The organism is Chryseobacterium sp. PET-29, from assembly GCF_025736815.1.
In the GTDB taxonomy this organism is placed as follows: domain Bacteria; phylum Bacteroidota; class Bacteroidia; order Flavobacteriales; family Weeksellaceae; genus Chryseobacterium; species Chryseobacterium nepalense.
Genome location: NZ_CP107053.1, coordinates 1,163,593 through 1,188,661 on the forward strand (window position 1 = coordinate 1,163,593; position 25,069 = coordinate 1,188,661).

At 35.6% G+C, this 25,069-nt stretch carries 26 protein-coding genes and 1 tRNA gene; 14 read left to right on the plus strand and 13 right to left on the minus strand.

Annotation, left to right across the window (positions count from 1 at the left end):
* The first annotated feature begins 55 nt into the window (after window positions 1-55).
* A complete protein-coding gene (gene mnmD / locus ODE14_RS05155; protein ID WP_263603214.1) occupies window positions 56-730 on the plus strand; it encodes a tRNA (5-methylaminomethyl-2-thiouridine)(34)-methyltransferase MnmD in 675 nt (224 codons plus the stop codon).
* 96 nt (window positions 731-826) lie between these two features.
* Here the strand turns inward: mnmD and ODE14_RS05160 are convergent, their stop codons facing one another.
* Genes ODE14_RS05160 through egtD form a run of 3 tightly spaced genes read right to left on the minus strand, consistent with a single transcriptional unit; the run spans window position 827 to window position 3,487 of the window.
* Entirely contained in the window at window positions 827-1,309 is a 483-nt protein-coding gene (locus ODE14_RS05160) for a DUF4385 domain-containing protein (RefSeq protein ID WP_263603215.1), read from the minus strand.
* A gap of 2 nt (window positions 1,310-1,311) precedes the next feature.
* Window positions 1,312-2,484, minus strand: coding sequence for an ergothioneine biosynthesis protein EgtB (gene egtB, locus ODE14_RS05165; RefSeq protein WP_263603216.1), 1,173 nt, complete (start codon window positions 2,482-2,484; stop codon window positions 1,312-1,314).
* Between the two features lie 10 nt (window positions 2,485-2,494).
* Window positions 2,495-3,487, minus strand: coding sequence for an L-histidine N(alpha)-methyltransferase (egtD, locus tag ODE14_RS05170; RefSeq protein ID WP_263603217.1), 993 nt, complete (start codon window positions 3,485-3,487; stop codon window positions 2,495-2,497).
* Between the two features lie 215 nt (window positions 3,488-3,702).
* Here egtD and ODE14_RS05175 point away from each other — a divergent pair, with 215 nt between their 5' ends.
* Window positions 3,703-4,707 carry an SDR family oxidoreductase gene (locus ODE14_RS05175; RefSeq protein ID WP_263603218.1) on the plus strand — a complete coding sequence of 335 codons (1,005 nt, stop codon included), beginning with the start codon at window positions 3,703-3,705 and terminating at the stop codon, window positions 4,705-4,707.
* A gap of 35 nt (window positions 4,708-4,742) precedes the next feature.
* Window positions 4,743-5,063 (plus strand): hypothetical protein, encoded by a 321-nt coding sequence (locus ODE14_RS05180; RefSeq protein WP_263603219.1) that lies wholly within the window; start codon window positions 4,743-4,745, stop codon window positions 5,061-5,063.
* Window positions 5,064-5,150: 87 nt separating this feature from the next.
* On the opposite strand, the gene ODE14_RS05185 is transcribed toward ODE14_RS05180, so the two are convergent.
* Window positions 5,151-7,304, minus strand: coding sequence for a glycoside hydrolase family 97 protein (locus ODE14_RS05185; RefSeq protein WP_263603220.1), 2,154 nt, complete (start codon window positions 7,302-7,304; stop codon window positions 5,151-5,153).
* 170 nt (window positions 7,305-7,474) lie between these two features.
* Here ODE14_RS05185 and ODE14_RS05190 point away from each other — a divergent pair, with 170 nt between their 5' ends.
* Complete coding sequence (locus ODE14_RS05190) at window positions 7,475-7,981, plus strand: hypothetical protein (RefSeq protein WP_263603221.1); 507 nt, start codon at window positions 7,475-7,477, stop codon at window positions 7,979-7,981.
* Window positions 7,982-8,192: 211 nt separating this feature from the next.
* On the opposite strand, the gene ODE14_RS05195 is transcribed toward ODE14_RS05190, so the two are convergent.
* Together ODE14_RS05195 and ODE14_RS05200 are read right to left on the minus strand one after the other, a co-directional pair.
* Window positions 8,193-8,354 carry a hypothetical protein gene (locus ODE14_RS05195; RefSeq protein WP_248393111.1) on the minus strand — a complete coding sequence of 54 codons (162 nt, stop codon included), beginning with the start codon at window positions 8,352-8,354 and terminating at the stop codon, window positions 8,193-8,195.
* Between the two features lie 138 nt (window positions 8,355-8,492).
* A complete protein-coding gene (locus tag ODE14_RS05200) occupies window positions 8,493-9,257 on the minus strand; it encodes a hypothetical protein (protein WP_263603222.1) in 765 nt (254 codons plus the stop codon).
* Between the two features lie 237 nt (window positions 9,258-9,494).
* On the opposite strand from ODE14_RS05200, the gene ODE14_RS05205 reads away from it, so the two are divergent.
* Both ODE14_RS05205 and ODE14_RS05210 read left to right on the plus strand, forming a co-directional pair.
* On the plus strand, window positions 9,495-10,994 hold the full coding sequence (locus ODE14_RS05205; protein ID WP_263603223.1) for a PAS domain-containing protein: 1,500 nt from the start codon (window positions 9,495-9,497) through the stop codon (window positions 10,992-10,994).
* Window positions 10,995-10,996: 2 nt separating this feature from the next.
* On the plus strand, window positions 10,997-11,365 hold the full coding sequence (locus ODE14_RS05210; RefSeq protein ID WP_248393105.1) for a response regulator transcription factor: 369 nt from the start codon (window positions 10,997-10,999) through the stop codon (window positions 11,363-11,365).
* A gap of 72 nt (window positions 11,366-11,437) precedes the next feature.
* Here the strand turns inward: ODE14_RS05210 and ODE14_RS05215 are convergent, their stop codons facing one another.
* A complete protein-coding gene (locus ODE14_RS05215) occupies window positions 11,438-12,289 on the minus strand; it encodes a cyanophycinase (protein WP_263603224.1) in 852 nt (283 codons plus the stop codon).
* 241 nt (window positions 12,290-12,530) lie between these two features.
* On the opposite strand from ODE14_RS05215, the gene ODE14_RS05220 reads away from it, so the two are divergent.
* Together ODE14_RS05220 and ODE14_RS05225 are read left to right on the plus strand one after the other, a co-directional pair.
* Window positions 12,531-13,127, plus strand: a complete 597-nt coding sequence (locus ODE14_RS05220) for a Crp/Fnr family transcriptional regulator (RefSeq protein ID WP_248393101.1) — start codon at window positions 12,531-12,533, stop codon at window positions 13,125-13,127.
* A gap of 39 nt (window positions 13,128-13,166) precedes the next feature.
* Window positions 13,167-13,766 carry a DNA-3-methyladenine glycosylase gene (locus ODE14_RS05225; protein ID WP_263603225.1) on the plus strand — a complete coding sequence of 200 codons (600 nt, stop codon included), beginning with the start codon at window positions 13,167-13,169 and terminating at the stop codon, window positions 13,764-13,766.
* An 80-nt stretch (window positions 13,767-13,846) separates the two neighbouring features.
* Here ODE14_RS05225 and ODE14_RS05230 read toward each other — a convergent pair whose 3' ends face one another.
* Window positions 13,847-14,464, minus strand: coding sequence for a DUF4142 domain-containing protein (locus ODE14_RS05230; RefSeq protein WP_263603226.1), 618 nt, complete (start codon window positions 14,462-14,464; stop codon window positions 13,847-13,849).
* A gap of 194 nt (window positions 14,465-14,658) precedes the next feature.
* Here ODE14_RS05230 and xth point away from each other — a divergent pair, with 194 nt between their 5' ends.
* The 6 genes from xth to ODE14_RS05260 all read left to right on the plus strand — a co-directional run bounded on the left by xth (window position 14,659) and on the right by ODE14_RS05260 (window position 20,197).
* Window positions 14,659-15,429, plus strand: a complete 771-nt coding sequence (xth, locus tag ODE14_RS05235; protein WP_263603227.1) for an exodeoxyribonuclease III — start codon at window positions 14,659-14,661, stop codon at window positions 15,427-15,429.
* A gap of 146 nt (window positions 15,430-15,575) precedes the next feature.
* Window positions 15,576-15,965 (plus strand): Fur family transcriptional regulator, encoded by a 390-nt coding sequence (locus ODE14_RS05240; RefSeq protein WP_248393088.1) that lies wholly within the window; start codon window positions 15,576-15,578, stop codon window positions 15,963-15,965.
* 91 nt (window positions 15,966-16,056) lie between these two features.
* Entirely contained in the window at window positions 16,057-16,422 is a 366-nt protein-coding gene (locus ODE14_RS05245; RefSeq protein WP_248393087.1) for a response regulator transcription factor, read from the plus strand.
* Window positions 16,423-16,564: 142 nt separating this feature from the next.
* Window positions 16,565-16,652, plus strand: a tRNA-Ser gene (locus tag ODE14_RS05250).
* 748 nt (window positions 16,653-17,400) lie between these two features.
* Window positions 17,401-19,518 carry a patatin-like phospholipase family protein gene (locus ODE14_RS05255; protein ID WP_263603228.1) on the plus strand — a complete coding sequence of 706 codons (2,118 nt, stop codon included), beginning with the start codon at window positions 17,401-17,403 and terminating at the stop codon, window positions 19,516-19,518.
* A gap of 10 nt (window positions 19,519-19,528) precedes the next feature.
* Window positions 19,529-20,197, plus strand: coding sequence for a hypothetical protein (locus tag ODE14_RS05260; protein WP_263603229.1), 669 nt, complete (start codon window positions 19,529-19,531; stop codon window positions 20,195-20,197).
* 202 nt (window positions 20,198-20,399) lie between these two features.
* Here the strand turns inward: ODE14_RS05260 and ODE14_RS05265 are convergent, their stop codons facing one another.
* From ODE14_RS05265 to ODE14_RS05285, 5 genes are all read right to left on the minus strand, one after another.
* Window positions 20,400-22,199: a hypothetical protein gene (locus ODE14_RS05265; protein WP_263603230.1), complete on the minus strand. Its 1,800-nt coding sequence runs from the start codon at window positions 22,197-22,199 to the stop codon at window positions 20,400-20,402.
* 203 nt (window positions 22,200-22,402) lie between these two features.
* Window positions 22,403-23,398: an SDR family oxidoreductase gene (locus ODE14_RS05270; RefSeq protein WP_263603231.1), complete on the minus strand. Its 996-nt coding sequence runs from the start codon at window positions 23,396-23,398 to the stop codon at window positions 22,403-22,405.
* A 103-nt stretch (window positions 23,399-23,501) separates the two neighbouring features.
* Window positions 23,502-23,732 carry a glutathione synthase gene (locus tag ODE14_RS05275; RefSeq protein ID WP_263603232.1) on the minus strand — a complete coding sequence of 77 codons (231 nt, stop codon included), beginning with the start codon at window positions 23,730-23,732 and terminating at the stop codon, window positions 23,502-23,504.
* Window positions 23,733-24,113: 381 nt separating this feature from the next.
* Entirely contained in the window at window positions 24,114-24,332 is a 219-nt protein-coding gene (locus ODE14_RS05280; protein ID WP_248393081.1) for a hypothetical protein, read from the minus strand.
* A 124-nt stretch (window positions 24,333-24,456) separates the two neighbouring features.
* Window positions 24,457-25,068 (minus strand): alpha-ketoglutarate-dependent dioxygenase AlkB family protein, encoded by a 612-nt coding sequence (locus ODE14_RS05285; RefSeq protein ID WP_248393079.1) that lies wholly within the window; start codon window positions 25,066-25,068, stop codon window positions 24,457-24,459.
* Between the last annotated feature and the right edge of the window lies 1 nt (window position 25,069).

Here is a 25,069-nt window from a genome sequence, read left to right on the forward strand (position 1 = left end):
TTTAACATAATTTTCTAAATATAAAAATTTTAGAGTAATTTTGTAAAAAAATAGTTTGAAAAGAGAAATTAGGACCACAAACGATGGTAGTAAAACATTGTTTATCAACGAATTAAATGAAAACTACCATTCTCATCACGGAGCGCTTCAGGAAGCGGAACACGTGTTTATTAAAAATGGATTAAATTTAATAAATGATTACGAAATTAATATTTTAGAACTGGGTTTTGGAACAGGTTTGAATGTTTTGGTAACAATTAATGAATATTTAAAAACTGACAAAAATCATATCATCAACTATTTTACATTGGAAAAATATCCCATAAATGAATCTGAAATGAACGATTTGGCATATTTTGACCTGTTTGATAACCCGGAATTCAAAAATATTTATCATAAAATTCATCAGACTGAGTGGGAAAAAGATATTGAAATTGTTAAAGGTTTTCATCTAAAAAAAATAGAATGTGATTTTTTTGAACTGAAAAACATAGACTTACCGAAAATAAACCTGGTTTATTACGACTGTTTTGGCGCAAGAGTACAGCCTGATCTTTGGGAAAAACCTCTGTTTGAAATGGTTTCTGACAAAATGGCGGTTAACGGTTTGTTAACAACCTATTCTTCAAAAGGAAGTGTGAGACGGATTCTTCAGGAACTTGATTTTATAGTGGAAAAAAAACAGGGACCTCCGGGGAAAAGGGAAATGATTAATGCGGTGAAGAAATAAATTTAATGTAACAATTTATCAGTGTAACAATAACAATTCATTATTGGTAAACTGGTACACTGATAAATTGTTACATTGTTATATTTTTACTGTTTGTTATCCAAAATTCTTTTTCCAGTCTTTTTTCATTTGTGCGTACTGTTCATCTGCTTCAGCTTCTTTCCATTTGCTGAAAAAAATAGCTGCTGATTTTTCTTTTTCGGGATCTCCTGTTCCGCGCTGTAAAGGTTTATGATCATTTTGCGAATCATATTTTTTTCCGCTTTTATAGTTGAAATACCGCCTTGCCCGGGTAAATCCCATTTGAAGATATTTCCGGGCCATGTCGGCTCCTACAAAATCATCATTAGCAAGATATTCTTTGAACAGCTCAAAAATTTTCACCGAACTTTCTTTTGCGATATCCACATTTTTAAACCGCCAGTATTTTCCAATTTCCGACTTATAAGGTTCACAGATCAAAACACCCTGCTCTCCTTTTCCTACTTTATATTTTTCAGGATGTTTCCTGTAATCTATATCCGGCTTCCAGAAATACTTGTCGGAATCAAAATTTAAGTATGATAGTTGGTCTTTCATGTTTATTTTGCAAGCCTTATTCCGCTAAACTGCCATTTCAGCTCAGGCTGAAAAAAATTCCGGTATGTACGTCTGCTGTGTCCCGGAGGAGTGGCTACAGATGCTCCGCGTAAAACCATTTGGTTAACCATAAATTTTCCATTGTACTCGCCTACGGCTCCCGCCTCTTTTTTAAAACCGGGATATGGAAGATAGGCGCTGTTAGTCCACTCCCATCTTTTCCCCCATGAAAAACATGATGAAGCGGCTTCCCATTCCTGCTCGGTCGGAAGTCGCATTCCTCTCCATGCTGCGAAAGCGGAAGCTTCGTAAAAGTTGATATGACAAAGTTCTTCATCCGGATCTACCTCCTGAAGTCCGCTTAAAGTATAATGCATCCATTTGCCGTCAATTTTATGCCAGTATAAAGGAGATTGTGCATCGTTTTCTTTTACCCAGTTCCAGCCGTCCGCATGCCAGTATTTAAAATCCGAATACCCTCCCGCTTCCATGAACTCAAGATATTCTCCATTGGTAACCAGATGATTCGAAATTGCAAAATCATTCAGATAAACTTTATGTTTTCCCATCTCATTATCAAAGCAAAATGCAGGTGCATCAAATCCGATTTCATAAATTCCCTCTGAAAAATGAAGCATTCTTTTTTCACCAGATAGATTTTGGTTTTCCTTAATCTCTTTTTTATAAGCCGGGAAAAGGGGATTATGTCCCAAAATATATTTAATATCGGTAATTAAAAGCTCCTGATGCTGCTGTTCATGATTAAGGCCTAATTCCAGAATCGGAAGAATTGCATCATTCATATGGTAACTGTTGAGAAATTCGGTCATTTTCTCATCAACGTATTTTCGGTATCGGTATACATCTGAAACAGACGGGCGGCTTAAATTTCCGCGGTCGGTACGGATCACTCTTGCCCCAATGGTTTCGTAATAACTGTTGAACACAAAATTATATTGCGGATCAAAAACTTCATAAGAAGGAAAATTCGGAAGTAATATGAATGTCTCGAAAAACCACGTTGTATGCCCTAAATGCCATTTTGGCGGACTAACATCCACAATAGGCTGCACCACATAATCTTCAATTTCAAGAGGCTTACAGATTTCTTCAGAACGCGATCTTACATCCATGAACTTTTTTAAAACAGATTTTGGCTTTGTAATGATTTCCATGCTTTTGTTTTTATTTGTTTACCTTCCAGATGCTGTCTATAAACCACTCTTTTGAATCACTGATGTTCCTAGTTATTGAAAATCCCGATTTTTCAGCGAGATATTCAATGTCCGATTTTGAAAACTTCTGTGAAACTTCCATATCAATCACTTCATTTTCAGCAAAATCAATTGTTTCTTCTTCAATTTTTACCTGCTGATTTTTTAAGCTTATCAGAAAACTTCGGCACGCTCCTGTAATCGGGTCGTACGACTCATAATGTTCAAATTGTTCAATATCGAAATTTCCACCCAGCTCACGGTTGATTCTCGTTAAAAGATTCAGATTAAATTCTGCCGTAATTCCTGACTTGTCGCTGTAAGCATTCAATACGGTAAAAGGATTTTTTTTAAGATCGAAACCGATAAGAACAATATCTTCACTATTCAATAGCTGATGTAGTGAAGTACAGAATTTTTCAGCTTCCTTACTGGTCATATTTCCAATGTTTCCCCCTAAAAATAAAATTACTTTTCTTCTTGATGAAAGCTTCATTGCTTTTTTCAGCATCTGGAAATATTCTCCTTCAAGAGTTTTAATATTGATTTCAGGAAGTTTATCTTTAAGATTATTTTCAAGTACGGATAAAATATTACCCGAAATATCGATCGGCATATAAGTAAAATCGGCTCGTTTTTCACTTAAATATTTAAGCAGATATGTCGATTTCATGGCATCTCCTGCTCCGAGTTCAATCAGATCAAAAGGTTGCTCATCGGATCGGATAGCTTCTGCAAGTCCGGACGTTTTATTTTTAAAAATATCAAGTTCACATCGGGTAAGATAATATTCCGGCATTGCCATGATCTTCTGAAAAAGCTCGTCTCCTGTTTTATCATAAAAATATTTTGAAGATAAATGTTTAGGATCGCTTTGAAGACCGGTAAGAACATCATTCAGAAAATGATCCGAATTATTTTTTTCACTTCTTTTTTTGGGTTCTTTGGTTAATTGCAGGCTCATATAAATTGTAATTTGGGTATTAAAATTTAGCAACTATCTTGCCGCTGAGATATAAATTTAATATAATATTCATTCAAAACTTGGTCTTTTTTAGATGAACGTCAAATCTTATCTGCAATTTCTGTTAAAAAAATAAAAGTTTGTACAGCTTGGAATATTCATTGCTATACATTATTGAAAGGCATTTAAGGCCATACCACACCAAATCTGATATTATGGAAAAATCAATCACAAGAAGAAATGCTCTTGGAAAGATTGCGGCTACTGTTGCAGTTGCTGCTGTTTCTCCGGGAGCGTTTGCGCAATCACAAAATCAAAAACCAAAAAATTCTACAGGTCCTGATCTCACAGATCCTACAACAAAATATCCGCGGCCCCCTTTTAAAAGCCAGTCGCAGCCTTTCCCGGGATTGGCAAGCAAAATGGATCCCGTCCCTGATCATGGCGAGAAAAGCTATGTAGGGTCAGGAAGACTTATGGGTAGAAAAGCGCTAATTACGGGCGGAGATTCCGGAATAGGCAGGGCTGCAGCAATTGCTTATGCTCGTGAAGGAGCAGATGTTGCGATTAATTATTTACCTGAAGAAGAATCTGATGCAGCAGAAGTTATTGAACTTATCAGAAAAGCAGGAAGAAAAGCGATCGCTATTCCGGGAGATATCCGGGATGAATCATTTTGTAAAAAACTTGTTGCACAGGCTGTGGAACAGCTGGGCGGACTTGATATCCTTGTCAACAATGCAGGACATCAAAAAACCCATGAATCAATCTTGGATATCAGTACTGAAGCATTTGAAAGAACGATGAAAACCAATATTTATGCACCTTTCTGGATTACAAAAGCTGCCTTGCCCCATTTGAAACCAGGTTCTTCTATTATCGGACTTTCTTCGGTTCAGGCTTATGATCCTTCTGAAAATCTGTATGATTACGCACAGACGAAAGCGGCAACAACAAGTTATGTAAAATCCTTAGCCAAACAGCTTGGTCCCAAAGGAATCCGGGTAAACGGTGTTGCTCCGGGGCCCGTTTGGACCGCTCTTGAAGTGAGTGGCGGACAGACACAGGAAAATCTTGTAAAATTCGGGGCGGATACCCCTTTGGGAAGACCTGGACAACCGGCAGAACTTGCTTCAATCTTTGTGCAACTTGCCGCGAATGACGCCAGTTTTTCTACCGGCCAGATTTACGGTGCTGCAGGAGGAAGCGGTCAGCCGTAACAGTTAACATTTAATTAATCAAAAATCATCATATTATGAATAACAAAATAAAAATAGCGCTAGCGCTTGTAGGAGCAGGAACAGCAGTTGCCTGGGGAATAAACAGAAAAAAGAAACCGAAAGTGAAAACTTTTACGGCTCCCGACGGAAATACCTATGAGGAGAATAAAATATACCGGACTTTTGATAATAAACTTTATAAAAATGGTAAAGAAATCCATTTTGAAACTCCGGTAACGGAACAGAATTTTTCGGGAAATCATGCATTTGATGAACAGTCCGGAAATATTCCAAAAAATTATGAAGCGGTAAATAAGGATATTAATTACCACCAAAAAGGTGTAAGACACCATTAAAGTTAAAAGCTCCGGTTAATCGAATTAACCGGAGCTTTTCTTTCTTCAGATCAGAAAATTAAAACTTTGACAAGTTTATGTATATGCTTACAATGGTTTTATTGAAATCGCGAAACCGCCACTTCTCACCATTTTAAAATTGATTTTAGACTTACTTGTGATCTGTTTTTTGTAGATATTGTAACTCTGTGGATTGTTGATGTAATCCGCATCTTTTCCATCTTCATAAATCGTGGCTTCGTATTTTTTTCCTTTATCTAAAAATGAAAAATCTACCGTGTAATCACGTTTGTTTTCGTCGGTGATTCCTCCTACGAACCAGTTTTCTGTGCCTTTTGCTTTTCTGGCCGTGATAATATAATCTCCCGGTTCTGCCGATAAAATCTTCGTATCATCCCAGTCTGCAGCGACATCTTTAATAAACTGGAAAGCATCCATATGCTTTTGATAATTCTCCGGTAAATCTGCAGCCATCTGAAGCGGCATGTACATAACCACATACAAAGCGAGTTGTTTTACCAGCGTTGTTTTTACAAAACGTTTATCACCCGGAAAATAATAATCCAGTTTCGTCTGGAAAATTCCCGGTGTATAATCCATAGATCCTCCCATCCATCTCGTGAACGGAAGAATCGTCTGGTGATCCGGATTATTACCCTGAAAAGCTTCATGTTCCGTTCCTCTAGCTGCTTCTGCTGAAATCCAGTTTGGGTACGTTCTGCTCTCTCCTCCGGGTCTTACCGATTCATGGGAATTCACCATGATTTTGTATTCATTCGCTTTTTCTGCAATTCTATAGAAATGGTTGATGGTCCACTGGGAATAGTGGTGTTCACCTCTTGGAACCATATCCCCTACATAACCCGTTTTCACGGCATCATAACCATATTTGTTCATCAGCTGAAATGCCTGATCGGCCCACCTTTCGTAATTGGTTGCAGATGCTGAGGTCTCGTGGTGCATCATTAATTTAATTCCTTTTGAATGCGCATAATCGTTCAGCATTTTAATATCAAAATCAGGATAAGGTGTGATGAAATCGAAAACAAATTCTTTGTTATGACCGATCCAGTCTTCCCAGCCGATGTTCCATCCTTCGATAAGTAATCCGCCAAAACCGTTGGCTGCTGCAAAATCGATGTATTCTTTTACTTTTGTATTGTTGGCGGCATGCTTTCCGTTTGGGGTGAGCTTTGTAAAATCAGTTTCTCCGATGTGCACATTATTGGCTGTAGAATACGCCCACTGTGATTTTCCGATGATCATTTCCCACCAGACACCCATGTATTTTGTAGGGTGAATGTATGAAGTATCGGTATATTTTGTAGGTTCATTCAGGTTAAACATCATTTTAGATGCTAAAACTTCTTCTGCTTTAGGAGAAACAATGATTGTTCTCCACGGGGAAACGGAAGAGGTTTGGATATATCCTTTTGCACCCTGCTTATCAGGAGTAAGATGTGTTTTAAATTTAAAATTAACCGGATCTACTTCAAGATGTGAAGCAGGATAATTTAACACCGCTGCCTCTCCAACATTTACGTACAAAGGATCTTTACCTTCTTTTTTCAGCATTAAAGGAGACTGTACGGCATTTTTTATTAAAGTCTGGGAAGAATGTTTATCAAATGCCTGATCCCATCGACCGGGAATTTCAGAGATTTTTGTTGTCTGCGGCTGGTATTCCTGGGAGTCATAATCAGCAACAATCCACCATGCTTTCATATCCGTTGGAAAATCAATTTCCGAGTCTTCTTCACGGATCACAAAATAATTCAGGTTTTTCTGCTGAGGAAATTCATACCGAAATCCTAATCCGTCATTGAACAGCCTGAACTTAACCACAATATTTCTATCGGTAGCGTCCTGATGAAGAGTTATCGCCAGTTCATTGTATTGATTGATATAATTTTTTTTCTCTCCCAACACAGGCTGCCAGGTTTCGTTTTTAGAATCCTTTTTTTCTTCTGTTTTGGTAAAGCCGTTGTTGAGGTCAAATTTGGCATCTTCGGGTTTTGCGATTTCCGAAGCAAATTTAATGGCGGTATCTTTAAATAATCTCAGCCCCAATTTAGAATCCTCCACTACTACATTTCCGTTATATTTCAGATTGTAATACGGAATTCCCTGCTTCAGCTGAAAGTTCATTTCAAACTTTCCGTCAGGAGATTGTAAGGATTGGGCATTAACATTTATAAGCATCATCGAGAACAACAATGCTCCAATGGTATATTTTTTCATATCAGTAATTTGGTATGATAAAGGTAAATAAAGTTTTAACCAGGGACAATGTTTTCAAGCATAAATCATTTAAGCTTCTATAATATTAAACTTTAGTAAAGAAGTGTGGTATATTCATAATTTTCATTAATTTTATTTAAAATATATACCATTCAAAACTCAATATTATTATGAAAAAACTATTTTATTCTTCTATTTTCGTTTTAGTTACCTCTTTTTCTTTTGTCAGTGCACAGAAAATAACAGATGGTGAATCAGTAGATGTTAACGGACTTTCCGTTACCTTTAATATCCTTAATAAAGAAGCGATAACTGTTGGCGGCAAAGAATTCGACCGTTATAAGGTATCTGCAAAATTGGTGAACAATACTCAAAAAAGCTATAATGTCCGGCTTAGTAATGCTCCGCAGCTCGTTCCCAGCAATACACTAGTGGAAGTTAACTGCATTAATGCTACAGGAGCTAAACTTACATCAAAAAAAATTGATCTTAAACTTAAGCCTCAAAATGTAAATGTTACTTACTGGGCTTATACCAAGGATGGTAAATACCAAAGCTTTGTCATTCCCATTGTTGCAGGATATTACCTTGACAGCGGCGATTCTGTAAATGATGATGCAATCTTTATCGTACCGAAAGGAGAAAGTCCGAATGTGAATGTCAGAAGCTTACAATAATTAATTTTGCAGATTTAAATAATATCTTCAGATCCTACAAAAGATTTACCGGCATTAATTTGTTCCGGAAAACTCATATCGATTATCATTTTTTCACGGTCCTTGTTCATTTGACTTTGTAAAGCCTTGTTTAAACAAATGACCATAACAGAAACTGCTATGGTCTATTGTATTGTTCGCAATATAAATAAAATCTTTTTAAATAGATACGTTAAAAAATATCGTTCAATCTTGCATTTCCTGTAGCTCCTTTAGGCAGGAAAACAACTTTTCTTTTTATCATTTTTGCTTTTTCAAGAACTTTAAGGGCTTTCTGGCGTTCAATTTCTCTGTTAAGCGACGGGGAATTTTCCCATTGTGTAAATTCTTTCATAATTTAATATTTTAAGGTGTTTGATTATGGTGTAAGCTTTTAACCAGCTTACTATTGTCTTAGCATAAAGCAGACCATTTTTTAGCAAAACCTGAAAATATTTTCTTATATAAATGAATTTACATTAAATTAATATTATTAATCCAGATGAAAGTTTTTCGGATCAGGATGTATAAAGGTAAAATCTAATTCAGTAATGAGTTTTTCAGACGAGATGATTCTTTCTTTATTATTATACTGCAAATCATCAATATGTTGATTATTCTGAGCGGCAATCACTTCCTGTTTTAAAGGATGAAGCGGCGCCACAACATTATAAACTTTCCTACGAACATCCTTTTCAATCATTTTCAGGATCACTGCTGAAACATCTTCATAATGAACATGATTGACAACTCCGGACAGATCCGAGATCTTAAAATTCTTCAGTAACCTTGAATCTCCCATCAATCCGCCAAGCCTCAGAATGTTAATCTGTGGAAAAGCTTCTTTAATTTTATTTTCTGTAAAAACATTTTCTGAAGGCAACATTTCTTCTTTAAAAATACCCGGTTCGTCAGGGTAAACGCTTGTGGTACTCATAAAAAACAGTTGTTTTTCAAATTTTCCTATGAATGAAATTAAGTTTGAAAGCTTTTTTTGCAGTATTTCCTTTGATGTTCTTCTTTCTGAAAAAGGAACCGTGATAATAATGACATCAAGCTCCGGAGCAATATTCCATGGATCAGGAAATTGCTTTTCATCTTCATTAAAAACTGCAAGATCCGCCTGAATTCCTTCAGAGCGAATATTTTTAAGCTTTTGCGGTGATGTTGTGGTAGCATGCATCTCAAAACTTTCAGCAAAGTTTCTGCTTATTCTTGACCCCAACCAACCATAACCTATAATTCCGACTTTTTTCATGTTTCAGTATAAAGCACAAAGATATATACTTATGAGATTAATCATACACCAATTATAATTCAAAGTAAAAAACAATTATTTTTTTTAAGATTAAATTTAAAAAATATATTAAAGGCATATTATTTGCGAATAACCTTGTAGCATTTATGGAAATTTGCAAAACATTTTGCTTTTTCTCATATTTGCATATCAATGAAAGTTTAAAGCTTGGAAACTTTACAAAACAGCTATAATCCGATGAATAACAACATTGACATCTATATACAGGCACTGAACTCGGCCAACTGCGGAATTATCATCACCGATAATACCCAGCCGGACAATCCAATTATTTACTGTAACAAGGCCTTCGAAACCATAACAGGATATTCACATGACGAAATCATTGGGCACAATTGCCGGTTTCTTCAGGGACAGGACAGATCTCAGCCCGAAAGAGAATTCATTAAAGAATGCATCAGAAAAGGAAAAGACAGCAAACTTGAAATAAGAAATTACAAAAAAGACGGAAAACTCTTCTGGAATGAACTTTATATTTCTCCTGTAAAAAATGAAGAAGGCATTATTACTCATTTTATCGGAGTGCAAAATGATATCACGGAACGTAAAAAAGCAGAGCATGAGCTGAGGGAAGAAAAATCTTCAGTAGAAAGAAAGATCCTTGAAAGAACAAAAGAACTTGTAGACAGTGAGACTTTTCTTTCAAGTATTGTTCAGACCGTGAGGGAAAGTCTGTTGGTACTTGATGCTGATTATAAAGTATTAAGTGCAAATACGCATTTTTTAAATTCATTTAAAGTAACTTCAGAAGATACCGTAGGAAAAATCCTTTTTGAACTGGGTAATCATCAATGGGATATTGATCCTCTGAAAAAACTCCTGACGAAAATATTACCGACCAATAATCCGGTAATTGATTATGAAGTAGAACACGATTTTCCACATATTGGTAAAAAAGTAATGCTCCTGAATGCTTATCGTATTGAATTTGAAGGTCAATATAAAGACAGAATTCTTATTGCAATTGAAGATATTACAGAAAAGAAAGAACTTGACCGAAGAAAAGATGATTTCCTTTCCATTGCAAGTCATGAGCTTAAAACACCTCTGACCACTATAAAAGGTCTTGTACAGCTTTTACAGAGAATGGTTCCGGAAAATTCTCCGGAGAGATTCAATACAACTCTTGATAAAGTATCGGTATATGTAGACCGTCTGAACGTACTTATTTCGGATCTTCTGGATACCTCCAAGATACAGTCGGGAAATATAGAACTCCATCTTGATCCTTTTGATATTGACAAAACCATTCGCGATACCGTTGATAATCTTTCCGTATCTGCACCGAGCCACAACATCTCATTAACGGGCTCCACCAATGCTACTATTTTAGGGGATGAGCTGCAGATCTCACAGGTTATTAATAATTTAATATCGAATGCCATAAAATATTCTCCGGGATCAGATAAAGTAGATATTTATATCAACAGGGTTGGAAATTTCGTGAAAGTTTCGGTCACAGATTACGGAATGGGAATAAGTACTCAGGATAAAGCGAAAATTTTCGACCGCTTTTTCAGGGCACGAGAAATACAGAAAAAATTTCCGGGACTGGGAATCGGACTCTATATTTCACATGAAATTATTGCCAACCACAGCGGGACACTTTGGGTAGAAAGTGAAATCGGGGCAGGTTCTACGTTTAGTTTTACATTACCCATTATGAAAAATCACTAAGAATGAATAGCAAAAAAATAATGGTCTGTGATGATGACCAAGGTATACTTGATGTCCTGGAGATGCTTCTGGAATCTGAAGGTTTTACCGTCTTCACCGAAATCAACAGTACGAACCTCATTAAGCAGATCCAGATCGACAAACCGGATCTTATTCTTCTTGATCTTTGGATGCCCCTTTTGTCGGGTGACCAGGTTTTAAAGGCAATCAGAAACACACAGGACATTAAAGATCTTCCGGTAATCGTACTTTCCGCAAGCGTTGACGGAGATGATATTGCAGCAGATGCGGGAGCAAATGATTTTGTTGCGAAACCTTTTGATCTTGATCATATTGTTTCAAAAATAAATGGCCTGCTGGTCTTGAAATAAGCAATTTTTAAAATATAAATAAAAAAAGGAATCTGCTGAAATTGCATATTCCTTTTGTTTTATTCCTGAGTTTTAGGAAGCCCTGAATTCTCCGGATTCCAGATTGATGGAACAGCCGTCCGTAATGATATGAACTTTTATATTTTCTGCATATACAGGATGGCCCTCTTCCACTGTTTCTATATTTGTTTTTCCGATTTCTTTCGCACTCATTGCGATCACCATTCCGGATCCTTTACAGATTGCCTTCTTTCCCTCTTCAATTAAAAGTGCAGTATCTTCCCCCAAACCAATTCCGAAACATTCACGGTGAAGCATTACGGCATGTGCCAGCCTTCCAAACCTTCCTCTGTGAACAAAATGAGTATCTACAATGCAGCCCGATAAAAGTCCAAGTCCTGATGCGAGTTTAATATCGTTTTCCAAAATCGCCTCATCATCTTCGGCTTCACAAATAATAATTTCAGGCATACACATAGCTCCTGCGCTGGTTCCGGCAATTATAAAATCCTTTTCACCGAGGTATTTCTCCATCAGTACATCGCAGATTTCGGTATTTTTTATTTCATTACAAATTCTGTTCTGATCGCCTCCGGTGAAAAAGACAGCTTTACTTTTTCTGATTCTTTGAACATATTCATCTTCAGCTTTTCCGGTGAAATGAATAAATCCGAAATTAATATATCCTATTTCTTTAAATGTTTTGGTGTAGGTTTCGCGCATGCTTTCAGGCTCTGAACTTGCCGTGGTAATGACTTCAATTCTGTCTGCCTTATCATTTATGAGAAGCTGAAGAATTTCGTGAGGGATGAAATTTTTATTTTTATCCTTTATTTCCACTTCTGTTCCATTACGGTCTTCTTTTCCCCCGATAATCAACAATTTTCCTTTTGGAACTGCCTTGTCTTTCGTTTTGCTGTTCATATGATAATCAATATTTTGTTTTCTGCTTCTATCGAATTTACGAAAGAACTCTAACAATATGATTGATTCTAATCAATGCAAATACAATTTGTTTTATTATGATGGTGATATGAAATTTCATATTAAAGAAAATGAGGGTGATATGATATAGGTCATAATCTTTTCGCTTTTATAATAATAACTTCGAAGGATAAGATGTCAAGAATACATCTTCACAGCTTTTTAACCTTAAACCATATCCATGCTAATTGAAGAAGAACTTTTGCTATCGTACGGTGCAGCAGTTGAAGACCTGAAAAATTCTGAGATTATTTTCAACGAAGGAGATACGCCGAGACTGTTTTACCAAATCAGAAGAGGACGGATAAAGCTAAGCCATTTTAATGAAGACGGCAAAGAACTTATTCTTGCTGTTTTGCATAATGGTTTCAGTGTCTGTGAACTTTTGCTTTTTATTGATAAAAAATATCCCGTAAATGCAGTTGCCATTGAGCCTACAAGCATTATTACTCTTTCTAAAGAAAAATTCATGAAGCTTTTGGATGAAAACCCCAATATTTCAATGGATATCAACAGTTTTTTGTCCCAACGGCTGTATTATAAATACATCATGCTGCAAAACAATTCGTCGCTTCATCCCGAAATCAGGATTAAAGGCGCCTTGGAATATCATAAAAGTTTCAGCAACAATATGTCTAAATTTGCTTTTGAAGTTCCTTTTACCAGAAAAGAACTTGCTGCAATCACGGGTTTGCGAACCGAAACCGTGGTAAGATGCATCAAAAAGCTTGAAAAAGAAAATTATCTTAAAATTATTGAAAGAAAAATATACGTTTAACAGTAAAAAAATTATTACATTTCAATCAAACGCTGTTTTATGGCAAAGCTAAAACCAGAATATTTTCAGAATAAAGATGTTATTTTCCTTGCCCAGGATCTTTTAGGCAAAATACTCTTCACGAAGAAAAATGGAGAAATCACCGCCGGAATTATTACTGAAACAGAAGCGTATTTCGGAGAAGAGGATAAAGCTTCTCATGCTTACGGCGGACGGCGGACATTGAGAACAGAAGCTATGTATCAGCCGGGTGGATATTCTTACATTTATTTATGTTATGGCATTCATCATCTTTTTAATATTGTGGTTTCACTAAAAAACGATCCTAAAAGTGTTCTTATAAGATCTGTAGAGCCATATAAGGGATTCTCGGTTATCGAAAACAGAAGAAACAGGTCTTCATCCGACAAATCCATTTCTTCAGGTCCCGGATCTGTCTGCAAAGCTTTGGGTATCGATATGACCTTCAACAGAAAATCGTTGACAGGAGAAGATATTTGGATTGAAGATTCGGGATTACAGTATCGTACGGAGGATATTGCTTCTACCTCACGGATCGGGGTTGCTTATGCTGATGAACATGCCCAACTGCCGCTTCGGTTTTACCTTAAAAACAATCGGTATGTAAGTAAAAAGTAATTAAATAATTGATAAAAAAATTACGGAAGAGTTTTGATCTTCCGTAATTAAATTGGATTTATAATAAATATTGAATATGTTTATTTTACAGCAGTCTTTGCTTTTTCAGATTCCATCAGATGATGCTCCAATGTAGGAAGAGTACTGCTTGCAAAAGACTTCAGAGATGCTTCAGATCCTTCAGAAGCCTGTTTTTTAAATTCAGCAATATCTTTCTGGTGATCTGTTACCATAAGATCTGCATACATACGGTCAAATTCTGCTCCTTTTTTAGCTTTAAGCTCGTCATGTTTTTTCTGTTGTTCAGCGTTCAAATTTGTCGGTAAGGTATATCCGGACGCAGAAGCCCACTTTTTAAGTTCATCATTGGCTTTTCCATGATCTTTTACCATCATTGCTCCCAATGATTTTACAGTTGCACTAGAAGCATTGGTTGAAGCAAGCTGTCCAAGCATTACTTCCATCATACCACCTGTCGCTGCTGCGTCTGCAAATTTTTTATCCTGAGCACTTAATGTGCTGTTCGCAGCATTGGAATCCGACATCGCTGTAGTGGCAGAATCTCCCCTATTCATTGAGGTATCTGCAGGAGCAGACATTGTCGTTGAATCTGCAGACTGGTCGGAAGTTGTAGTTTCATTTTTCTTACAAGCTACCATTGCAGCAACCGCAAGAACTGTTAAAATTGAATTTTTCATAATATTATTGTAAAATGGTTAAAGATAAATAGCAATTATATTGCTCACGCTGATAGTAACAATTTATTTGCCAAAGTTTAACAAATAAGTTATTTATGATACCACAACTTATTTTTTATAATAAATTACGCATTAACATAGCTTTCATATGGAACAAATATTGTGGATATGAAAAAAATAAATCCCTGCAGCTTATGAAAATAGCAACTTATAATGTAAACGGAATAAACGGAAGACTTCCTGTCCTACTTCGCTGGCTGGAAGAAGCTCAACCTGACATTGTATGTCTTCAGGAACTGAAAGCTCCGCAGGAACGATTTCCTGTAAGTGAAATCAATGCTGCAGGCTACAACGCAATCTGGAAAGGACAGAAAAGCTGGAATGGTGTTGCAATACTGGCAAAAGATATGGAAATCACCGAAGTTCAGCGATCTTTACCCGGAGATCCGGAAGATGAACAAAGCCGGTATATTGAAGCAATCATTAACCAGACCGTTATATGCTGTCTCTATCTCCCCAATGGAAATCCATATCCCGGACCAAAATTCGATTATAAACTTTCATGGATCAAACGTCTAAAAAAAAGACTGAATCAGCTTATAGAAATGGATCTTCCCGCAGTTGTCATTGGAGATTTCAATATAATTCCCACCGCATCTGATGTATACAAACCTGAACGTTGGGAAGATAATGCTTTATATCGGCTTGAGGTAAAAAAAGCATACCAGCAAATTCTAAAAAAAGGCTGGACAGACTCTATCCGTACGCTTTATCCCGAAGAAACTGTTTATACATTTTGGGATTATCTTTATAATTCCTACAGCCGGAATGCGGGAATGCGGCTGGATCATATATTGCTGAGTCCTTATCTGTCTAAAAATCTGAAATCAGGAGGCGTGGATAAGCATGTCCGCGGATGGGAGAAAAGCAGCGACCATGCTCCGGTGTGGATTACCCTTGATTAATTTTTCACGCGATTATAGACTAAAATCTATCTGATGTTTAAGCATGTCATCATATTAGGCACTATCATTTTATATATTAAGATTATATACAAATTCTTATTGTAACTTTGTTGCATATTACATCATATTTTCATTAGCAATTCAATATGAAACAGGTACGGAATACCCAGGCAAAAACAGAAATACTCCATCTCTTAAGCAATGCTACCAGTGCTTTATCACATCATGAAATACAGGAAAAGCTCAATGGTCTCTGCAATCGGGTAACGATATACCGTGTTTTGGAAAGGCTTGAAAAAGAAGGAAAAATTCATAAAATTATCAATATGGACGGGGTTGTCAATTATGCGAAGTGCAACCATTGCAATAAGGAAAGACACTCACATAATCACTTACATTTTAATTGTGAAAATTGTAAAGAAGTGACCTGTATTGAAAATGTGGTTCCTGAAATTAATCTTCCTGAAAATTTTACGGCGCATAGTTATAATTTTGTCATCAGCGGAATATGCCCCAAATGCAGTCAGATTCAATAATACACTTTATTCGAAAATTAAAATCTTTAAATAATTATTATAAAATTTTCCGTCATTAATGATTTGGCTTTGTTTTTGCGATGCAACCGTTATGAAAACAATTTTTATACTTGAAGATGAGACAGGCATCAGAGATGCATTACAGCTCCTCCTGTCATTCGAAGACTACGACGTTCGCTCTTTCTCTACAGTAGAAGCATTCAACAACAGAGATCTTTCTGTAGTTCCTGATATTTTTATCCTGGACGTGATGATGCCCGACGGAAACGGGATTGATGTTTGCAATGAATTGAGAACACGTCCTGAAACGTCAAATATTCCTATTATGATTATGAGTGCACACGCAAAAGATCATGAAGTAATCAGCAGATGCAACGCCGATGAATTTATCAGTAAACCGTTCGATATTGATGCTGTACTGCTGAAAATTGATAACCTGTTGGTTCCAAGCAATTAATCTAAAGGGGGTTCAATTTCCAAAACATTTATCTGACAGCTGAAAAATATGGTGCATAAATATGATATAAAAAATATTTTGCAGGTATAAAAAATATTTCTATATTTGCACCACTGAAAACGACGATATAATCGGAGTTTCTGGAGAGTTGGCAGAGTGGTCGATTGCGGCAGTCTTGAAAACTGTTGACTGTAACAGGTCCGGGGGTTCGAATCCCTCACTCTCCGCCAGTTGGGAAACCAAAATAAGCTAAAACGCTGTAAACATCAATGTTTACAGCGTTTTTTGTTTTAGCGCAGTATCAAAAAAAAACAAAATAGGTCACGATTTATATGTCCTATTTCATGTCCCATTCAAAAAATAAAAAATGGGTCAAGAAAAATCAAGGAAAGCCTGACCAATAGGCAGTTTAACGATTGTACATTTTGCAAAAAGTGGTAACAAAAAGTAAATTACTAAAGCATTAAGTTATCACACAAAACATTCCATCTGTTATCTTCATCAAAAAGAATAAAATCAGAGCACAATAATATTTTTTGGTACTATAATATTCATTTACAAATATCTGAATAATTCCTTCTATAGTTGATACATGTTAATTTTCTAAACTAACTAACATATACATATTTAAATGGAAAGAATTACCTGCTTAATAAACTAATATTGAAGATGTTAAAGCAAAATACTACAAAAGTGTTATTTTACATACCATCCGTTTTAATTATCTTTATATAAACTAAAAACCATTATTATGAAATTATTCTTTTGCATTGAGGATACTTAAAAAACTATCCTATATTTTTCTAAAAGACCAGATTCACACTCATTTGGTTTCGAATTAAGACATTTACTCTCATCATGGTTATAAAGAAAGATCAGCTTCCTTAAGTGATTGTTTCCAAATTATAAACCATGCTAAGATGTTTTTCGGTTCATCCGATCTGAACTATTATAATCACAAATAAAATTATAAATACCATGAATGTATCAGATTTCACTCAAACTGTTGAACACATGCTGGATCATCTCGAGAAACTTTATAGTAATGATTCCTTACATGTTTCTGATATCAGAGATAATATCAACTGGGAAGATTCTAAAAAAGACCTTCTCAGAAAATACGGAATTAATCCAAAATCATCAAGGCAATATGTGGATTTGATTCAAGAAGGCGGAGGTGTCCACGGCATTGCACTGGCGGGCTATACCTATATTCTAGAAAAAATGGGAATTTCCTTTTTAAACAGCGCAGGCACAAGCGCAGGAGCAATCAACACCATGATGCTCAACTGCGTATATTCCCGCCGAGATGCTATTATGATGGGTATGAAAGAAGAATTTATCAGACAATGTTACGAAACCCGTTCGGAAAAAATTATTGAATATTTATCCCAAAAAGATTTGCGGGAACTGGTAGACGGGCATCCCTCATGGAGATCTTTTATTTTACAGTTTTTTTCAAATAAAGAAAGAGGACCTCTTCTTAAGAGAATTAAAAACAGGCTGAGATTAACCGTTATCTTTTTGCCTATATTATTGTTACTAATTATTGTTAGCGGTACCGGAGTCGGAATTCTAACGCATTATCCCGCTTCATGGCAAATATGGATTAACCGAACTCTTCTGGCGGCCATTATAGGGTTTATGATTTGTATAGCCTTGCTTATTAGAAATATTACAAGTTTACGGCTATTATACTTCAATAGCGAAAAAATGGGTATTAATCCAGGAGATAATTTCAAAGAATGGATTCAGGGGCTCATGGAAAATAATGGCATTAAGACCGTTAGTGATCTTAAAAGGAAAATGCTTACAGAAAATGATCTTTACCGGTGTTATTATGTCCCTGATCATCCTCATTTTGAAAATACAGATCCCAATGGTAATGAAAGTACAGAAAAATTAGTAAATACTAAAGAAACAACAAATTCCTCTGATGGTGGTGCTGAAAATAAAATAGGAGAACAGGATACGCAGCACGATTCAAAGAATGATTGGCATGAGTTAAAAGACAGAATGATAGATATACAGCTTAAAGAAATTTTTGACGATTACCTAACAAAAAATAACTTAGCTGCCGAAGATCAGAAATTCGTCGATCATCTCCTTATCCAATTAATTTGTGGGATTTCCAATTTTAGCCAAATTAATTGGCAGGATCTTAAAATAATCAACGAATTTCTCACTACCAAAAAATTTATTTCTATTAATAATAACGATAAAATAATTGAGGAAATACTAAAAAAACTTTTTATAAACACAAAAAATATCGTAAATGCATGTGGTAACAAATTTTTTCAGCAGCTTGTGGTTGTTGCGGCAGACATTACCAACCAAATTAAAGTTGAATTTCCCGGAATGCATGAGTTTTATTGGGGAACCGACGAATCCATCTCGCCGGCAGAGTACGTAAGAGCTTCTATGTCAATTCCTTTTTTCTTCAAGCCTTATAAAGTTACGATGTCTAATACCCAACTTATTAATATCAATGAAACCTGGAAAACAAAATTGGGCTCTTATAAGAATTTTATTCAGGGAAATAATGAGATTCTCTTTGTAGATGGCGGAGCGCTATCAAATTTTCCTATCAATGTTTTCTATGACAGCAATCATCACACAATACCTACCCGACCTACTTTCGGCATTAAGTTAGAGTATGATAATGACGATTTATATAAACTGATAGATAATGAATCCAAGCTTGCCCTATCCATGATTTCAACGATGCGCTATTTTTATGATCGTGATTTTTTAATCAGAAACAGCAATTTCAGAAAAACAGTACGAAGTGTAGATACAGGAAAAATAAGCTGGCTGAATTTTGCACCAAAATCGTATGAGCAGATTGAACTGTTTTACAGAGGCGCACTGGCCGCTACGATCTTTCTGTCAGGCAAAAAATTAAATTTTGAAGATCGGGATAAGCTCCTTCAAAAAGCAAAATCCGATTTCGGAATTACTGATTTTAAGCTAGAAGATTTTGTATATCCTGACATTTTCTTCGACTGGGAAAATTATAAAAAGGAACGCGGAATGGCAGAGATTTATAAAAATCTTAGTCCTAAACTAAAAGAAAAATCCAGTTTTACCAACTAAATTTCCAATTATGTTATTTATATATATTTTTAGAGAAACCTTTGACCTGTGTATTGAAAATTTTGACCAGGTTATTTTATGGCTTTCAATACTTATGATATTTGGCACCATTATTACAAGTGCATGTCTTTCTTCGTTTGCACCAACCCTCTATTATGAAGTCAAATCGGGGAAAAAGGAAAATTGCGTGATCTACTTTTCTATATTTGATCTCCAGCTTCCGTACAAGAGTAGAATGTTTAACGAAATCATTCTTAAAATCAACCCGAAAACCCAAAAAATTATTACAAAATCACTGAAAATGGATAATATTTTTATGCCATTTGCTTATACAAGTATTTTTTTGCTGATTACGCATTTTTACCTTCTTTCAAGAGAGTATAATTCGGCTATATTCCCCATGTTTCCTTTTCTGCAATATGCACTTATACTTCCTTTTATAGCTTATCTATGCGATATCGGTGAAAACTATCTGACTAAAAAGTTAATATATCGGGTCCAGAAGCTACAGGCTGAAGAGGTTGGCCATATTGATGAAAGACTCGAAATAGAAAATTCATTGAACAGATTGATTAACCACTCAAAGTTAAAAATTTATGCAGCATCAAGTATAAAATGGATTACTGTGATATATTGTATTTTAGTAATCTTTTGTTCATTTTTCCTTCAGTTTTTTTAATCTGCAATTGCACAAAAGTAATTACGACTTCTTATATTATAATTAATTTGATATTAAAGGTAATTTCAAGCTAATATAAAACAAAAGTGCTACAATTTCCTGTAGCACTTTATATAGAACAATTTTTAATTAATTTGATGTGACTTAAAGATTTTAGATTAAATATAATCACATAGACAATTTCAAATTAATTTTCAGTTGACTAACTTTCAGGAATTACAATGCCTGATAGTATTGATTTATTGTATTGTAGAAGACATTTTATATTAAGATCTGTTTTGAAAAAATCTGTTTTTTTCAGTAAGTTCTCATAATATTCAATGCCTTGAAGTAGATTTTCCTTAAAATTTTTCCACTTTTTTATCTGGCCTGCTGTTATATTTCCTGAAAACTCTTCAATCTCCTTTTTCAGATAATCAATATACATTTTCATTTCGTTGACGAAAATATTTGGCCTGTTTTTATGTGAAATAACATTAGATCTACCATAAATATGCTTTACCATTTCCAAAAGTGAAACTTCCTTATCAAAGTACGCCAGATTCGGGCCGGGGCAGATCACAACGCCCTGTTGCTCCCCTTTTATTTCAATACCGTTTTCAAGATATGCGGAATTTACTAAACCAACACACAGACATGCTTTTTCGGTTATATTGTGTCTTTTTCTACGATATATTTCGGAACTAAACTCATATTTTTGCGATTCAAGTTCCTGTAATTTCAGTTCCTGATATTTTTTCGATGCCGTACAAATTCCTTCCGGTGAATATTCTTTACTTAAAGCCAGCAGCTTTTTAGGACAAGAACTTCCATATCTGCCTCTCGACTGTTTCTGACGTCTGATGATTTCATTGGAAGAATCTCTAACCGTATTAAAAGGCACACCAAGCGGGGATAAATTACTGATATAGAAATCTTTTTCTTTTGATTCTGAAAGAAGTTTCCTGGTTTCGTGATCCACTGAGGTCGCTTCAGGAACCAGTAAAAAAGGAGAGCCCCAGCCAATGCTGTCAATATTATAGGTATTTAAAAGAAATTCATGTTCTTCAGCTGTTCCAACTCCACCTTGAACCGTAATTTTTAATTCTAAAGGCTGGACAACAGGAAGTTTTTCTTTCTGCTCCAATGCTTTGTTCATTAAAATATGGGAAGATTCAATAAGTTCATGTTTTTTATTTTTAAACTCTTCAAGAATAGGTCCCAGTAAAAGTCCTTCCGTTGCAAAGGCGTGTCCGCCGCAATTCAACCCGGATTCAATCCTATATTCCGATACCCAGAGCCCTTTTTTAGCTAAAAAATTCCCCTGAATCATCGCAGAACGGAAATCACTTACTTTAAGAATAATTTTCTTTTTAATGCTTCCTTTTTCATCAGGATAAAAATCTTCAAATTCTTCGATATAACTGTAAAGTCTGGGATTCATTCCTGCCGAAAGCACTACCGATGAAGACAATTTGCTATTTGCAAATCCACGCAATGAGGCATGTGCATCATTATAGGTTACTGGCAGTTGTTGCTTGTTTTTAAAATTATCCTTATCAACTTTCGTCATGATATTGACATCAATATTTCCCGGAGAAAGATGTTTTTCGATAAAGCTTTTAATAGCAGAAGCAATTCCTTCTTTGTGGGTCATGAAATGCTCAAGACCGGCTTTCAGTTCCGAAGTGTTGGGAAGCATATCCGCAAAATTGGCAAGTGCCATTCTGTTTTTTGAAAGTTCCTCTTTAAAGGCTTCAAATTTTTCGGTCACAATATCATCCAGCATATTGAGATACGCGGTAATTCTCTTGGCACGGTAGTCCTCAACCCTTGTCGAAATACTTGCATAATTCAGGTTGAACCGGTTGCTGTAAAAATTTTTCATTTTTTCTATAATCTCATCATCAATTATAGAAACTACGGATGAAATTCCGTACTGCGCCACACGGACAGGACTGTCAATAGTGTACGCTAATCCCATTACGGGAATATGGAAATTGTGTAAAGGCTTTTTGATCATTTTTATATTGATTAAAATAATTGCTTACCTCTAAATTCCCATCAACTTATTCACTGGACACAAAAATATCAGTTTTAAATTAATTATGCTTACAATAATAGATTAATTTGTGTGATTATGTCTAAAATCATCAGAAAGTAAAAAAAGTTTCGGGCAAATCGAAGATTTGCCCGAAACTTTTATAAAATTAAATTTATTCTGATTTAATTTTCGTTGGATGATTTTAATTTAAGAAACATAAAAGCAAGTCCTAATCCAAGTCCTGCTATTACTGCCAATCCTGTTTTTCTGGAAGGAACAGGAAACATGGTATCACCGTAAATCCTATGCGGTTCGGGTGAAGGCGATAAGATATTCCCAGAATCTGACGGTGCCTTTTTCATTTTCATCATCATTCTCATTCCGGCAGAAGCGGTATTGATAACGGGTTTTGGAAAAAGTTTATAAACTCCCGTGAGAAGTCTGGAGGTAATATCCGGGAATAATTCTTTTTGTGGATTTTTAGCAAGCTGTACAAATTTCGCAGCGGTATCCCGGGGATCTGCAGCAAAAGGAGGAATTTTAAAATCCAGTCCGGAAAATTTAGCAGAATGCATGTTTCCGGTAGACCTTTGAATCTGCGGATACAGATTGCATATGTGTATATTCGGGAAATCTGAAATCTCACCGTGAAGGCATTCCATCATCCCCCGAATTCCGAATTTGGTAGCAGAGTACACTGCACTGTAAGGAGCCGGCATAAAACCTCCTATTGATATATTGTTGATTAAAATTCCGTCTTCCTGTTTTTTAAAAATCGGCAGAACACTGTATGCACCGTGCATATATCCGAAAAGATTGGTTTTGATCACCTGTTCGTTCAGATCCATAGGAATTTCTTCAAACTTACCGCTTGCCATTACTCCTGCATTGTTGATCCATATATCTATTCTTCCGTTAAACTGTAATGCCTTATTAGCAAGGTTCTGAACATCGGCAGCGATTGATACATCAGTAGGAACGCCCAGTGCAGCAACTCCCAGATCACGGCATAAAGAAACGGTTTCGTCAAGTGCATCTTTTCCGCGCGCTGCCACAACGATAGTACAGCCCTCCAGAGCGAATGCTTCAGCTGCTGCTCTCCCTACTCCGCTGCTTCCGCCGGTGATGACAACTGTTTTACCTTTAAGGCTTTCGTGAATTTCGTTATTGGATTTCATTTTGTAATTGGTTTTGGTTAATTATCTATAACTCACCTATTATTATGCCACATCCCTCAAACGCTTATAATAAACAAAAATCCCGGAAATTAGCCGGGATTTTTTATTCGTCGAAAATTACTCTACCGTTGAAAGGTTCACTCCAGCAGATAAAAATACGATCATTGTGCCTCCTGATTTCTGCCTGAAGGTTTTCGTATTCTCCATCTTCTTTTTGTCTTTCAACAATTAAATCAGCTCCCTCGCCTATATTTCCTTTTCGGAATTCCACCTGGTAAAGATCTGAACCTTCATCTTTAACAAAATCTTCTTTTCTGAAATTTTTATGTGCCATATTTATATTTTTGTAAATACTGAATAAACCGTGCCAAGAGCGACTAATTCCGAACATTAAAATTCGTGTTTTAAATTTTTCTCCAAATTAAAATCAAAAATTATATTTTTTCTTAAAAACTTATAAATAATATTAAAAAATCCTGTCGGACAGTCTTAGTGGCATAATATTTTAATATATACTAGTACTCATGTTTAATTTGAGTTTTCATGGTTATTAGTTTTTATCCTCAGATTTCTGAGGATTTTTTTGTTTTAAACAATTTTTAATATTAATATGATAAAAATTCGACGTTATTATTTTTCCAATCCTATTAAAACAAAATAAAAGAGCAGCTTATTTAAAAGCTGCTCTGCATTATTTCCTGTCAGTTTGTGTTACTTAGATCGCGTACGCTCCTTTATTCTGGAATACATTAATTCCTTCAATTTTATTATTCTGAACATTGTAAATCATTTCAACCGTAAAATGAGATATTTCGTAAAGAACATACTTAAGAGTATTAATTGTTCTTTCGTTCATAACACGTCCTTCATTCATCACTAAGCTGAATTGATCCTGATTAGGCATATTTTTAAAATCGTAATAAGAAATATTCATAGCGGATGTTTTAATACTTTGGTTATCAATACACAATTTCTTTGCCAAATTATGTTAATGCCTTTTATTTTTTTCACTTTATTATTATAACCATGAAAATATTTTCAAGAATAAATATTCCAAGCTATATTTCACGAATCAGCCTGAAGGTAAGATTGATTCTCGGATTCATTTTCTTTACAGACTTTGCAATCCGATGTTCCCAGTTGACCTGCAAGTCCCCCTTCATGATCAGGAGCGATCCGTGATCTAAAGCAAGACTGTATTTCTTTTGATGATCATTAATATTTCTGAAATCAAAATTCCTTACCTGGCCCAGACTAACAGAAGCAATTACGGGCCGATTTCCCAGTTCGCTTTCCTTATCCCGATGCCACGCAACCGAATCATTCCCGTCCCGGTAAAGGTTAAGGAGTACTGAATTAAATTCATACCCCGAAAATGTTTCGATTTTCTCTTTTAAACCAATTAATTCCGGAGACCATTCATTGACATGAAAATCGTTATTTCCCAAATGATACATTTTACTGCTATCGCCGAACCATGACGTTAATCTTGGAGTAACAACTGTTTTATCATACATCTTCTGGGTGTTCTGCTTCCAGGGTGTTGTAGCTATAAGCTGATTAAAAAGTTCCGAAGCTTCCTGTTCAGATAAAAAACTCTTTCTATATTCCAACAATTCTTCCGGAAATTCATAATATTCATCTGCTTCAAACAGGCTTAGCTGGCTCATT